Origin of the sequence: Brucella ciceri (genome assembly GCF_041930145.1) — a bacterium.
Lineage (GTDB): Bacteria > Pseudomonadota > Alphaproteobacteria > Rhizobiales > Rhizobiaceae > Brucella > Brucella intermedia.
Genome location: NZ_JBHEEV010000011.1, coordinates 26,709 through 40,319, shown reverse-complemented (window position 1 = coordinate 40,319; position 13,611 = coordinate 26,709). Strand labels below are relative to the sequence as shown.

The following is a 13,611-nucleotide window of genomic DNA, read 5'->3' as shown; positions in this document are numbered from 1 at the left end:
ATCCAGCCGTTGAGGGCCGCCTGTGCATTTTCGTAGCCTGCAACTGCTCGAAGACCTTGCCGAAGCCGGGGCGAGCATTCGTCAGAATCAGCTTCGACCGCACGGCACACTGCGCCTGACGGTCTCCGAAGGCTACGGGAAGGCGAAAATCATTCCCTACCTTGCAACCTATCTCGAAACCGCACCCGATCTGGCCGTGGAAGTGAGCTTCACCGACCGGCTGGTCGATCTTGTCGAGGAAGGGTTCGACCTTGCGATCCGGGTCGGGTCGGTCGCGCCGAACGGGCAGTATATCACGCAGGTGATCGACCGGGCGCGGCTCGGAATTTACGCTTCGCCCGAATATCTCCTCAAACAGGGCATACCGGCCAGCGTCACCGATCTGGCGCATCACAAGCGGCTGGTCTATGGATTAGGCTCGACATCAACGGTATGGAGCCTGCCCGGCGAAGACGGGCAGCCCGTCACGATCCATGGCGGTGCCCATGCCCGCTTTGACAGCGGCGACGCGATCCGTGTGGCCGCGCTCGCGGGCCTTGGGATCGCGCTTCTGCCTTCATTCATCATTGAAAAAGACATCGAGCACGGCAATCTGGTGGAAATCCTGCCGGAAACCGCAATGAACGAAGTCGCCATCCATGCGATTTATCCCAGCAGGCGTCACCTTTCGATCCGCACCCGAAGCTTCATAGAGGGACTGAGGCGTTCTTTCAGTTAGGCCGCGCCATACCGTTCAATTTGGCTCATTCACATTTATGGTCAGGGATAGACCCGCCATAAGGATGATGAATGCGCCAAACCCCAGCACAGTATCGAAAACACCAATCTGGCCTGCGGCATATCCGGCGATCATCGCCAGAAGCGCGTTCGGCAGATAGCTGGCAATGTAGAAGGACGAGATCAGGCCGGCGCGTTCTTCGGGCCTTGCACGCGCCACCAGACCGCGCAATACGCCAAGGAACCCGGCGCCAAAGCCGATGCCTGTCGGCAGTGAACCAAGCAGAAGCAAGACAGGGCTGTGAAAAAGCGCACCAAGCAGGACGATCCCGGTTCCGGCAATAATCGTCAGCCCGGCCCAGTTGCGAGCGCTTGCAGCCGAACGGTCGCGGAACAGCATGACGGCACCTGCACCCGCCAGAGTCAGAATTCCGACCGCAGCGCCACTCAGCCACGCCATCGACGGTCCTGTCGCCATTTCATGCAGAAGTCCGGGCAACAGCGACAGGAACAGCGCGCCCAATCCCCAGACGGCGACATTCAGCGGGATGATGCGGAGAAACATTCCCCGCACCTCGGTCGGAATCTCGACCTTTGGCCGCAGGGACAAGCCTTTGCTGGTTCGATTCCGGAAAGTCTCCGCTGAAAGCAAGGTGCGCAGGATCTGGATCAGGGAAAGCCCCAAGGTCAGCGCATAGACCAGCCGCAAGGGCAACGGCGCGAACTGAATCAGTACACCCGCCCCGATCGCGCCCAATGCCATGCCGACCATAGGCGCTAAGCTGTTGATCACCGCACCCGCCTTGTGATCGACATCCAGAAGCGCTGCCGCAACCGCCGTGGTCGCGATGCCTGTGGCAAAGCCCTGAACCAGACGCGCCGCCACGAGCCAGCTTCCGCCGTCCGCAACGAGGAACATGACAAGTGCTGCGCATTCCACCGCGAGCGCCGCCACGATGACAGGCCGTCGGCCATAATGGTTGGATAAAGCCCCCAGAAACAACAGCGAGACGAGCAGCGTGCCGACATAGACCGCGAAAATCACGCTGATCAGAAAGGCCGAAATGCCCCAGCTTGCCTGATGAAGCGGAAAGAGCGGCGTCGTCATGCTCGATGCCGCGAAAAACAGAATGATGGTGAGGCCGTGCAAAGCAAGGGCGGATGATCTTTCCGCCCCACCCCGCGTCTCGTTACAAAGGGTGGTCATGTCAGCGATTCCATGCTAAAAGCGAATTTGTTGCGTTTGTAGCGCAAATTGACCACTAAAGCAAATTATTTGCGTTAGTGGCGTTTGATGCGTCATGCCATACCGTGGAAGACCTTGAATTGTCCTTGAGAGATCAAACAGATACAGCCCCTGCCCCAATCAGCCGACCGGGAGGCCGCGCGGCGCGGATACAGGCCGCCGTTCTGGAAGCCGTGGAAACACTGCGGCAGGAAAAGGCCGCATCCGAGATCACCGTGCCGATGATCGCGGCCCGCGCAGGCGTCACGCCCTCGACCATCTACCGCCGTTGGGGTGATCTTTCACAATTGCTGGCCGATGTCGCCGTGCGGCAGTTTCAGGCTGATGCCCTGCCGCCGGATAGCGGTAACTGGCAAAGCGACCTTGGCCTTTGGCTTGAACAATTCGTCGATGAAATGAGTTCCGGCCCCGGACGCGAATTGCTGCGTGAAGCGCTGGCCGGAAGCTCGACCGAACGTGCGGGCCAATGCACGGAATGTATCCTGCGCAACCTCGCCAGCATCATTGCTCGCGGTGTCCGGCAAGGCGCAACCCCGCCCGACGCGGAAACCCTGCTCGACCGAGTCGTGGCACCGGTGATCTACCGGATATTGTTCACGAAAACACCTCCCACCACGCGATATGCCGCAGGACTGCTGCGGCAGTGCCTTGATGGAGAGATAGATTGACTTTCGCCGCCTGCCTGAATCTTTCGGTCAATGGGTAGCCGCTACGGCTTCCAGTTGCGCGGGTGCCATAAGCGCGAATGCGGAGCGCATCTCGCGCGCCTCTTCTCCGGGACTGCGACCGAAAAGCCGTTTGAACTCGCGGTTGAACTGTGACGCGCTTTCATAGCCGACCCGTGCCGCAGCGCCCGCAGCCGTTACATCGTCACGGATCATCATAAGGCGCGCCTGATGCAGGCGAACCGACTTGATATATTGAATGGGTGAAGTTGCTGTAACCGCCTTGAAATGGGCATGGAACGCGGGAGTGCTAAGGCCTGCTTCACTTGCCAGCGAGCTCACATCGAGCTGCTGCGCGTAATCGCTATGAATGCGCCGCAGAACACGCGCGATGCGTCCGAAATTGCCATGGCTTGCCAAGGCGGCCCGGATCGCACCGCCCTGCCCGCCCACCAGAACGCGGAAACACAATTCCCGCACGATGGCAGGCCCCAGCACCCTTGCTTCCAGCGGCGAACACAATGCGCGAAGCAGCCGCACCGTCGTATCGGCCAGTGTGGCGTCCAATGGCGTGGAAACGATGCCGGCGGGCGGGCTTGCCGGACTGGTGGCCTGTTGATCGACCTCGATGATCAGATCGGCCACGGCGGTCATGTCGAGACGAACGGAGACAGCCAGCAAAGGCTCTTCGGGGCTGGCTTCCGTCTCTGTCGAGAAAGGCAGCGGGACGGAAAGCACCAGATAATGCTGTGCATCGTAATGATAGACCTGATTGGCCAGATAGCCGCGTTTGTGCCCCTGACAGACGATCACGATGCTGGGCTCATAAAGCACCGGCGTGCGGCCCAGCGGATGATCCGCCCGCATCAGGCGCACGCCATCGAGCAGCGATTTCGTATGACCCTCATGCGGAGCAAGCTGCCGGATCAGCGACGCCATCTCGGCTTGCCGCGAGGTATCCGACTTGAATTCTCTCGTATTTATGTGCCGGTTATCCATACAAAATGGATACAATAACACGCATATTATCTGCAATAGGCATCAAAAGAAATAGTTTTAGGCAATGATGCAAGAGGCTTCGGTCTAGCTCGCTCCGCACCGCCTAACTAACTTCTTTCTCGTTCAAACACCCTCTGCGGTGCCGCATGCGACTGCCGCGGGAAAGGAGGAAAAAACATGGATATATCACCAGATGCCAAAGTCATTCTTTTGACTGGTGCCAGCAGCGGCATTGGCGAAGCCACCGCCCGCCATCTGGCCCGAATGGGCCATCATCTCGTCATAGGTGCGCGTCGCACCGAACGTCTTGCAGTATTGCAGAAAGAATTGCGGGCCGAAGGCTGTGAGGTTGACACCGTGGAACTCGACGTCACACGGCTTGAAGGCCTTCAGCGCATGGTTGATTTCGCGCGCGAACGGCATGGGCAAATCGACGTGCTGATCAACAATGCCGGCGTCATGCCGCTTTCCCCTCTGGCGGCGCTAAAAGTCGATGAATGGAACCGCATGATCGACGTCAATATAAAGGGGGTCTTGCACGGCATTGCAGCCGTCCTGCCGGTCATGCATGCAGAGGGCAAAGGGCACATCATCAACATCGCTTCAATCGGCGCGCATGCCGTCTCGCCCACTGCCGCAGTCTATTGTGCAAGCAAGTTTGCAGTACGCGCCATTTCAGATGGTCTGCGTCAGGAAACCGACCAGATTCGGGTGAGCGTCATCAGTCCCGGTGTCGTGCAATCTGAACTGGCGGATCACATCACTGATGAAACGGCGCGCGCCGCCATGGAGGAATTTCGCCGTGTTGCCCTGCCCCCGCAGGCGGTGGCGCAGGCAATCGCCTATGCGATCTCGCAACCGGACGACGTGGATGTCAGCGAAATCATCGTGCGTCCCACTGCCAGCCCCTTTTGAGCGACAAATCCCAATCGACAAGGACTATCATGTCACAGACAATGACAACATCACCCCAACACGACCTGCCCTTTGCAGGCAGGGTCGCTATCGTCACCGGTGCCGCCAGCGGCATCGGCCTTGCGACAGTCGAGCTTCTTCACGCTCAAGGCGCACGTATCGTGGCGGTCGGCCGTAGCGATAATGTCAAGGCCCTCGCCCGCGACAGCATCGTGCCACTGGTTGCGGACGTCGCGCAGGAAGCGAGCGCGGCACGTGCGGTGGATACAGCGCTTTCAGAATTCGGGCAACTGGATATTCTGGTTAACAATGCCGGTATCATCATCAACCGGCCCTTGGCCGAGATGAGCCTTGATGAGTGGAACCAGGTGCTTGCGGTCAACGCGACTGGTGCCTTCTTGTTTTCGCGTGAAGCCATGCGGGCGATGATGCCTGCCCGACGCGGGGCAATCGTCAATATTGGCTCCTATGCCTGCTTCCAGTCCTTTCCCGGCATTGCCGCCTATGCGGCATCCAAGGGCGCGCTGGCGCAACTCACCCGCACGTTGGCGCTTGAGGCCATCGGCCACGGCATCCGCGTCAATGCGGTCGGCTCAGGTGATGCAGTGACCAATATCACGAATGCAATCCAGCCAGATGGCCGCGCCTATCTTGCCGAACATGGCCGCAAAGCACCGATCGGTCGCGCTGCTTCCCCTGAGGAAATCGCTGAAGTCGTCGCTTTCCTCGCCTCGGACCGCGCAAGCTACATAGTGGGTGCCATCGTCATGGCCGATGGCGGGATGAGCGTGGCCATTCAATAATCAACAAACAACAGGAGTATCCATTCATGCAGCAACAAACTCAAAACAAGGTCTGGTTCATCACGGGGGCTGCGCGCGGCATCGGCCTTTCTCTGGCACGGCAGGCCATGGCCAAAGGCGATAGCGTGGCCGCCACCTCGCGCACGCTCGAAAGCCTGCGGCAGGCATTTGGCGACGACAGCGCGCAATTTCTGGCACTGGAAGTCGATCTCGTCAGCGAGGCAAGCGTGAAAGCCGCCATCGACAAGACCATCGCCAGTTTCGGTCGCATCGACCGCGTGGTCAACAATGCCGGCTATGGTCAACAGGGCGCTGTGGAGGCGCTGAGCGACGCCGAACTGCGCCGCAATTTCGACGTCAACGTCTTCGCGCCCCTGCATGTGCTGCGCCATTCATTGACGCATCTGCGCAGGCAGCGTAGCGGCCATATCTTCAATGTGGCATCCATCGTCGGCTTTCAGGGTGGTTATGCCGGATGGGGCAGTTATGTCGCGAGCAAATTCGCGCTTGCCGGTCTGACCGAAACCCTTGCCGCCGAACTTTCAGAACTGGGCATCAAGGCGACGGTCGTCTATCCCGGCCCGGTGCGCACGGGGTTCCTGTCGAAGGACAGTCTCGTCGTGGCCGAGCGCTCCATCGACGATTATACTGAAGCTCAGGCTTCGCTCGATCTGCATCTCAACGAGTTGGACGGCAAGCAGGCGGGCGATCCCGAAAAAGTGGCGACGCTGGTCCTGCAGGCGGCAAGCGTGGCCGAACCGCCGGTGCATCTGTTTGCGGGCAAGATCGCCAATATGCTGGCCGAACAGAAGATGGAAGCCGTGCGCAAGGACATCGATGCATGGCGTGGCGCGTCAGACGCCACCGACTTCGACGAATAACCGCATGAATAAGGCCCTCCGCAGGCATGGCTTGCGGCGGGCCATCAAATTCACGATGGATCTGTATCATGTTTGACGAATTTCCGGCTGAACAGGCCTATCGCATTCTCGAATCCGGCCCAATCCTGCTTGTATCCACGCGCGGGACGGATGGTTCCGCTAACCTGATGACCATGGGCTTTCACATGATGATAAGCCACGATCCGGCATTGGTCGGCGCCATCATCGGTCCGTGGGATTACAGCCATCAGGCGCTTTTAGAAAGCCGTGAATGCGTGCTGGCCGTGCCGACTGTCGATCTGGCGGAAAAGGTGGTGGATATCGGCAATTGTTCAGGCGAAACGCTCGATAAATTCGAGCGTTTCGGCCTCACACCCGTCGCTGCAAAAACCGTGAACGCGCCGCTGGTGGGCGAATGCTGGGCCAATCTCGAATGCCGCATCGCGGATGATGGATGGTCGCAACGCTATAATCTGCTTGTGCTGGAGGTCCAGCGCATATGGGTGGATAACACACGGCAAGAAAAGCGGCTGATCCACCATAAGGGCGATGGCCGCTTCAGCGTCGACGGCGAGATGATCGATCTGGGCGAACGCATGGTGAAATGGCGTTATCTCATGGATTGATCCGTCGGCTCTGTTTTGCTAACAGCGTCGCACGCTCATTCGAAAGCACGGCGCTATAATTTATTAAAGCTTTGTATAATATTTCAAAAGTCGACTCTAATTATAGCGAATGCTGTACGCAAACTTAAACATCATGCCCGATAAGGTTAGCCCTCGCCACATGCTGGCGGGTGTCATTTCACAGCTGGAAATAGTACCCAGGCAATCGCAGACAGCCTGATATCTGTAAGGTGAATTCACGCCGATATTCATAAAAGGTGAAAGAGCGCCTGTACAACGGTTAAGTGCAAATTCCACTGGCAGACAGCACGTTATCGAAACTGCTACAGTCAAACGGCGAAGCCTGCAATCCTGAAACACCTCTGCCGGAAGCTCGACGGTGATCTTGACCGGCTTATCGTCAGGAATCGCGGAGAGTTTCAGCTTGGTCATGTCGGCTCCTTCGCCGCGCCATATATCTGCATCTGTAAATCCCGCTGGACGATCACGCGCACCAGGAAGCCCGGCCGGATGGTGAGCGTCGGCTGGATGTTGAGCCGGCGTCGCACGATCTGCTGGCCGACGTCGGATGCGGTATCCTGCGCGCTTTCGCGGATCGCCTTGGCAATCTCGGCCTCGTCATTGCTGGAACCGATTTCCGTGCCGATATCAAGCAGCGTCGAGAGGGCCGCGGCCCTGAACAATTGGCCCCAATGGTAATCGACGCCATCCTCCAGACCGGAGTAGCCTTGCGGATCAGCCCCTGAAGGCGTTCGAGCACGATGGATGTACCGTCCGGCATGATGAGCCGGTTCCATACCAGCAATACGCGGGACTGACCGAACGCGACCTGGCTGTCATACTGACCGATCAGGCGGGAGCCTTGCGGGATCAGCAGGTGGCTCCCGGTCGGGCTGTCATAAACGTGTTCCGTGACCTGCGCGATGATCTGGCCGGGAAGATCGGACTTGATGCCGGTAATCAGCGCGGCGGCGATCACGGTTCCGGCCTGCACGATATAGGGCGACGCCTTTTCCTGCACGCGGTCAGCGCTGACGGTGCGGTGGTCGTTATCGGCGTTGACGAAGGCAAGTTTGCGATCCTGCATGTTCTGCGCCGAACCGGAATCGAGCGGCGGGGTTTCGGCCGCAAGAGCGAGACCGGTCGCGGAATCTATGCCCGAACCTGTTGCCGTCGCCGCCGTAGTGGATGCGACCTGCGGATTACCGGCAGTCCGCTCTCCACGGCTATCGGTGAAGAGTTTCGCCTGCCGCGCCGCCTCGATCTCGGCAAGCCGGCGCTGCTCTTCGGGATCGACGCGCGGCGTCTGGATATTCGGCGCCATGGACGCCGTCATTGACCAAAACCCGCGAGTGGAAGCGCGAGAGGCTTTGGCCATTTTGACGAGCAGCATCAGAGGTCAACCTTTTGACTCCCATCCGCCACGCATCCAAGTAATATTTAAGGAGAATATTCCAGAGCTTTAGAAGCCCTGTCTATTCCCGATAAAGACGCAAAGGATACCTGTTTCAAAAAACAATTCTAGGTCACTTTCAAGTCGATAGTTTTGAACACGATCCATCAAAGGTCTCACATACATCTAGCTTACCCGCGCGCAACACGCTGGGAGCTGGAACAAGGCAAATAACATGGCACTTCAATCAATCTTGCAATGCGCTGATTGCCAGTCAACAACGGGTCTTCACAGCCATCCGGTGTTCAATACCGTGCTTGTTGAACGTGGCATCCCTCTTAAAGAGTGCTGTACAGGTATTGCGCGGTAAACAGATCGAGATGCCCGCCGCCAACATTTTTGTAGACGGTGATCTGGCGGTCGTCGCTGCGGCCTGGATGTTTTCCCTGACATAGCTCAATCAGATCAGCTTCGATTTGCTCATGGTTGATAAGTCCTGTAGCGAGCGGAATTCCGAGTTCACCCGAACCATCACAGCAATGGCGCGTATCGACAAATACCCGTCCGGCACGACGGAACACGTCATCATCGGCTTCACGCATGTCTGGCATATAGGCACCGATCAGATCAACATGAGCGCCCTCTTTGAGGAGTTTTCCCTTAACCAGCGGACTGGTCGACATGGTGACACACGATATCACTTCCGCCTTCGAGACTGTGTTATCGAGATCCTCCACGGCAACGATGTTGACGCCGGCAATGTCAATTCGGCTGGCAAGTTTTTCCGCCCTGTCGAAGTTGCGGTTCCAGATAAAGACTTGATCGATCGACGGTCGGCTGGCGCAATGAGCCTCCACCACATGGGGCGCTAGCCCCCCGGCACCAACCACCAGCAAGGTACGGGCGTCCTTGCGCGCCAGCAGGCTGGCGCCAAGTGCCGAATCTGCCGCCGTCTTCTTGAAGGTTTCAATGGCGCCATCACAGACCATGAGTGCTTCGCCGGTCTGACCGCTGAACAGCGTTACCGTGCCCTGGATCGAAGGTTGGGCCACAGGAAGTTTGACATTCGCAGGGAAAACACCGACCAGCTTGACGGCAACCGCCTCCCCTTCGAGCCAAGCTACCAGGGACACAAACTGGTTGTCTGCGCTTTTCCGATCCTGAAGCACGGTAGTGTCGCTTTGCGGTCGTTTGCCGCTCGCATGCGCTTGACGCAAGGCTTCGATCAATCCCGGATAATCGAGCGCGGCTTCGGTTTGCTGTGCATTGAGAATTATCATCATTCGTTCCTGTCACGCCACGCGCTTCAAAAAACTTTTAGTACGCGGATGTTGTGGATTGCCCATAACCTTTTTAGGCGGGCCGGATTCAACAATCACGCCACCATCCATGAAAATCAGAAGGTCGGCGACTTCGCGAGCGAAGTTCATTTCATGCGTGACGACAATCATGGTCACGCCATCTTCGGCCAACTGGCGCATCACCGCCAGAACCTCACCGACCAGTTCCGGATCAAGAGCTGATGTGGGTTCATCAAAAAGCATCAGCCGAGGCTGCATCGCCAATGAACGGGCAATCGCCACGCGTTGCTGCTGCCCACCGGAGAGCTGGTCGGGATAATAATTCGCGCGCTCGGTAAGGCCGACTTTTTCCAGCAGCTTCATCGCCGCGGCGGTGGCCGACTGGCGACCTATCTTGCGTACGATCATAGGCGCCTCGATGATGTTTTCCACCACGGTCTTATGGGGGAAGAGATGGAAGCCCTGGAACACCATGCCCATTTTCTGGCGCTGGCGTGCCAGTTCGTTGAAGGACATCGTATAAAGCCGCTCACCCTGCCAACGCATGCCGATCGGCTCGCCTTCGAGCAACACGGCACCGGAATCCGGCACTTCGAGATAGTTCAGGCAGCGCAGCAATGTGCTTTTGCCGGAGCCGGATGGGCCGACAATGCAGGTCACGTCCCCCTTTTCCACCGTCATATCGATGCCGTCGAGCACCCGGTGATTGCCAAAAGATTTGGTCAGTCTTTCCACCTGCAACAGTGGCAAGCTCGCGGGCGTTTCACTCATTTTTGATATCCAAGCGCAAATTTGAAGGGGAGCAGTCTGGACAGGAATGACGCGGAACAGGTGATCTGCCGGGATTTCAGGTGGTTCTCGATATGGTGTTCGATGATAGTCAGGGCGGTTGACAGGATGAGATACCAGATCGTAGCCACGATCAGCAGCGGAATGGTCTGATATGTGCGCGAATAAATCATCTGCGCCGAATAGAGCAGATCGGGCAAGGCAAGCACGCTGACCAGCGACGTGAATTTCAGCATTGAAATGGTGTCATTGCCGATCGGCGGAATGATAATACGGATTGCCTGCGGCAGCACGATGCGCTTCATGATCTGAAACCGCGTCATGCCAAGTGTCGCGGCGGCCTCGGTCTGGCCCGGATTGATCGCCTGGATGCCAGCGCGGATGGTTTCGGCGGCATAGGCGCTTTCTGTAAAGGACAGGCCAAGCAGTGCTGCACTCATCGGCGTGATCAGCGTGTTCATGTCCCAGGACCACAAGGTCGGCCCGAACGGGATGCCAATGGTCAGATTGGGAACCAGAAGCGCCAGATTGTACCAGAAAATCAGCTGAACCAGGGGTGGAACGCCGCGAAAGAACCATATCCACAGCCAGCTTGCCCATTGCAGCACCGGATTGGCCGAAAGGCGCATCACGGCCAGTATGATGCCGATTGCAAAACCGAAGATCATTGCGGCAAAAGTCAGGAACAGCGTGCGCGCCAAGCCAGCGAGAATGTCGGGATGAAACATGTAGCGCACAACAATGTTCCATTGCAGGTTCTCATTGGTCGCCAGCATATTGGCAAAACTCAATGCGATCAGAATGAGCACGGCGCCGGTGATCCATCGAGACGGATGGCGCACGGGTATCGGTTTGACACTATGTATATCCGGCCGGTGCGCGACCGTCTTTGCTGTTCTTGCCATGATTTACTCCAGACTACCGTATCGTGTTTAGCGAAATTCGTATTCGAACTTACCAAACCCGCCGGCCCGTGTTCCGGGCCGGCCCTTGCGTAATGGACCGCGGCTGTATTCGCACCGCCGCCGGCTGACAGGCGTTCTCCTTCAATCGGCCCTGACTATTTTGGCTCCGGATTGTCCTTAGTAACCAGCACCGCCTTTTCCAGGGTGCCGGCGCCATCAACGCCCCACTTTGCCATGATTTCCTTGTAGGAGCCGTCATCGATCATGGACTGGATGGCATCACGGAAAACTGGCCCAAGCGCATCACCCTTGCGCACGCCAATGCCGTTGAAGACCGGATTGCTGACCAGTTCAGATACGCTGAAGCGCCCCGTAATCTTGGCCATATAGTGCATTTTTGCCGATCCGGCCGCCACCATCTCAACACGCCCCGAGGACACAGCCAGTTCGGCGGCGTTCTGGGTGGTGAATTGCTGCAGGTTAATCGGCTTCTCACCGGCGGATTCGCACAATTCCGCGCTCTTTTCCTTCAGATATTGGTAGTCCCAGGCGCCTGTCATCACTGCAACGCTCTGGCCGCACAGATCTTTTTCCGACTTGATGGAAAAGTCTTTGCCTTTCAAGAAGGCATAGGCGGTACCTTCCTTGCGCTGAGGAATGAAATCAAGCGAATCAAGCCGTTCCGGCGTCACACCGAAGGAAGAAAATCCGGCGTCAAAACGCTTGCTGGCCAGTCCCGGAATGATGGCGTCGAAACTGGTTGCGGTAAATTCGAATGGTACGCCAATGCGTTCCGACATGGCTTTGGCCATGTCGATGCTCCAGCCTTTCAGGACGCCGTCTTCGACAAACTCGTCCGGTGGCCAGTCATTGAAGGCAGCAATCTTGACGCCCTTCCTGTAATTCTCCGGCACAGCGTCCTGTAGTGCCTTGATCGGTGCGGCATGCACCGAGGTGATGCTGGCGGCCGTGGCCAGCGCCGCCAGCGCTACCATCATGCGCCGGGATGCGGTTTTGCGACGATTGGTCATTTATCTCCCCTTTGATTGGAACTTTATCCCCGTGCGAGGCTCGTCTTCTACTTGCGTTGCTGAGAATGATATGCGAACGTTCTCACAATATAGCCATTGATTGAACGCATCCGTCAAGTTGAAAGTTGAGATCAGGCCCATCATCGCCTATGAAACGGTACAGGTATTGAGCAGCGTGGAACTGCTTGGAAGGAACGCGCAGACATGAGTGAACGACGCGCCGACAAGACGACCATTGCCGATGTAGCGCGCCTGGCCGGCGTCAGCACCGCGACCGCCGGACGTGTCTTGGGCGGCTATGGCTATACCAGCGAAGAAATCCGCGACAAGGTGAAGAAATCCGCTGATATGTTGGGCTATCGCCCCAATCTGCTGGCACGCAGTCTTATCACCGGGCGCAGCAAGACCATAGGCGTTGTCGCGGGCGACATGCAAAGCCCGTTTTACGCCAGTATTCTGCGCGGTATTTCCGATGTGGTTCGTGCGCGCGGCTTTGGCTTGATCGTCACCAACAGCGATGAATCGATCGATCGTGAGCTGGAGGCAGTGGATCTTCTGCGCGAAAAGCAGGCCGACGGCATCATCATTGCGCCCTGTGATATTCTCAAGGCGCAGCACTTGCACGATGTCGTTGCCAGCGGCTGTCCGGTGGTTCAGATCGATCGCCGCGTGAAGGGATTGAAGGCGGATTCGGTGACCGTCAATGGCCGCCAGGCCGCCCACGCCGCAGTGACCCAAATGATTCTCGACGGCCACAGTCGGATTGGCGTACTGGCGGAACTCGAGCATGGCCGCTACAAGAATCTCAACGCATTTCTTCACGACCGCCAGCACAAGAAAATCGATATTTCATCGCTTTATCCGAGCTGGCAACGTCTGCTCGGCTATATCGAAGCGCATGAGGAAGCCGGGATCGCCTTTGATCCGAGCCTCGTTGGCCAGGTGGGCAGCTATTCGATCGATATTGCCCGCCAGCACGCCATCGCGTTGCTGACCCGGGAAACCCCGCCTTCAGCGCTGTTTACCACCGATGGATTGATGTCAGCCGGCGCCATGCTGGCAATCAGCGAACTCGATATTTCCATTCCGCAGCAACTGTCCGTGGTCTGCTTCGACGATCTGGACTGGATGTCGTTCTTTACCCCTAAACTGACGGCAATCCGGCAGCCGCTGCTCGAGGTTGGCGAAGCCGCGGCCCGTCTGGTCCTGGAGCGGCTCGATAGCGCCGATCGCGCGCAGCAGGATATCGTGCTGCATGCCGAATGGCAGCCCCGTTGTTCGCTCGCCCGCCATCCCGGTTGATCTGGCCGGTCTTAACCTCGAAAAGACATGCGCAGCGA

The 13,611-nt window shown here is 57.7% G+C and carries 13 protein-coding genes and 2 pseudogenes; 7 read left to right on the top strand and 8 right to left on the bottom strand.

Annotated features, from left to right (window positions below; all coding sequences use genetic code 11):
- The first annotated feature begins 22 nt into the window (after positions 1-22).
- Entirely contained in the window at positions 23-718 is a 696-nt protein-coding gene (locus JNC63_RS18445; RefSeq protein WP_006469952.1) for a substrate binding domain-containing protein, read from the top strand.
- Between the two features lie 15 nt (positions 719-733).
- On the opposite strand, the gene JNC63_RS18440 is transcribed toward JNC63_RS18445, so the two are convergent.
- A complete protein-coding gene (locus JNC63_RS18440; RefSeq protein WP_006469951.1) occupies positions 734-1,924 on the bottom strand; it encodes an MFS transporter in 1,191 nt (396 codons plus the stop codon).
- A 125-nt stretch (positions 1,925-2,049) separates the two neighbouring features.
- On the opposite strand from JNC63_RS18440, the gene JNC63_RS18435 reads away from it, so the two are divergent.
- A complete protein-coding gene (locus tag JNC63_RS18435) occupies positions 2,050-2,631 on the top strand; it encodes a TetR/AcrR family transcriptional regulator (RefSeq protein ID WP_198510842.1) in 582 nt (193 codons plus the stop codon).
- Between the two features lie 27 nt (positions 2,632-2,658).
- Here the strand turns inward: JNC63_RS18435 and JNC63_RS18430 are convergent, their stop codons facing one another.
- Positions 2,659-3,567 (bottom strand): AraC family transcriptional regulator, encoded by a 909-nt coding sequence (locus tag JNC63_RS18430; RefSeq protein WP_006471521.1) that lies wholly within the window; start codon positions 3,565-3,567, stop codon positions 2,659-2,661.
- Between the two features lie 237 nt (positions 3,568-3,804).
- On the opposite strand from JNC63_RS18430, the gene JNC63_RS18425 reads away from it, so the two are divergent.
- The 4 genes from JNC63_RS18425 (at position 3,805) to JNC63_RS18410 (ending at position 6,852) form a co-directional block, all read left to right on the top strand.
- Positions 3,805-4,542 carry an SDR family oxidoreductase gene (locus JNC63_RS18425; RefSeq protein ID WP_006469948.1) on the top strand — a complete coding sequence of 246 codons (738 nt, stop codon included), beginning with the start codon at positions 3,805-3,807 and terminating at the stop codon, positions 4,540-4,542.
- Between the two features lie 29 nt (positions 4,543-4,571).
- Complete coding sequence (locus tag JNC63_RS18420) at positions 4,572-5,345, top strand: SDR family NAD(P)-dependent oxidoreductase (RefSeq protein WP_006471520.1); 774 nt, start codon at positions 4,572-4,574, stop codon at positions 5,343-5,345.
- Positions 5,346-5,371: 26 nt separating this feature from the next.
- A complete protein-coding gene (locus tag JNC63_RS18415) occupies positions 5,372-6,226 on the top strand; it encodes an SDR family oxidoreductase (protein WP_374846617.1) in 855 nt (284 codons plus the stop codon).
- Between the two features lie 68 nt (positions 6,227-6,294).
- Complete coding sequence (locus JNC63_RS18410; protein ID WP_006471519.1) at positions 6,295-6,852, top strand: flavin reductase family protein; 558 nt, start codon at positions 6,295-6,297, stop codon at positions 6,850-6,852.
- A gap of 348 nt (positions 6,853-7,200) precedes the next feature.
- On the opposite strand, the pseudogene JNC63_RS18405 reads toward JNC63_RS18410, so the two are convergent.
- The 6 genes and pseudogenes from JNC63_RS18405 to JNC63_RS18380 form a co-directional block, all read right to left on the bottom strand.
- Positions 7,201-7,284: pseudogene (locus JNC63_RS18405) on the bottom strand (DUF2274 domain-containing protein); the annotation flags it as partial.
- Positions 7,281-8,176: pseudogene (locus tag JNC63_RS18400) on the bottom strand (TraB/TrbI/VirB10 family type IV secretion system protein); the annotation flags it as partial. The pseudogenes JNC63_RS18400 and JNC63_RS18405, both read right to left, overlap by 4 nt.
- Before the next feature lie 407 nt (positions 8,177-8,583).
- A complete protein-coding gene (locus tag JNC63_RS18395) occupies positions 8,584-9,528 on the bottom strand; it encodes an ornithine cyclodeaminase (RefSeq protein WP_006469943.1) in 945 nt (314 codons plus the stop codon).
- 9 nt (positions 9,529-9,537) lie between these two features.
- Positions 9,538-10,317 carry an amino acid ABC transporter ATP-binding protein gene (locus tag JNC63_RS18390; protein WP_006469942.1) on the bottom strand — a complete coding sequence of 260 codons (780 nt, stop codon included), beginning with the start codon at positions 10,315-10,317 and terminating at the stop codon, positions 9,538-9,540.
- The gene (locus JNC63_RS18385) at positions 10,314-11,240 is read right to left on the bottom strand and encodes an amino acid ABC transporter permease (protein WP_006469941.1); all 927 of its coding nucleotides are present in this window, start codon (positions 11,238-11,240) and stop codon (positions 10,314-10,316) included. The genes JNC63_RS18390 and JNC63_RS18385 overlap by 4 nt, the downstream gene beginning before the upstream one ends.
- A gap of 155 nt (positions 11,241-11,395) precedes the next feature.
- A complete protein-coding gene (locus JNC63_RS18380; RefSeq protein WP_247882299.1) occupies positions 11,396-12,235 on the bottom strand; it encodes a transporter substrate-binding domain-containing protein in 840 nt (279 codons plus the stop codon).
- A gap of 240 nt (positions 12,236-12,475) precedes the next feature.
- On the opposite strand from JNC63_RS18380, the gene JNC63_RS18375 reads away from it, so the two are divergent.
- Positions 12,476-13,573: a LacI family DNA-binding transcriptional regulator gene (locus JNC63_RS18375; RefSeq protein WP_006469938.1), complete on the top strand. Its 1,098-nt coding sequence runs from the start codon at positions 12,476-12,478 to the stop codon at positions 13,571-13,573.
- The last annotated feature ends 38 nt before the right edge of the window (positions 13,574-13,611 follow it).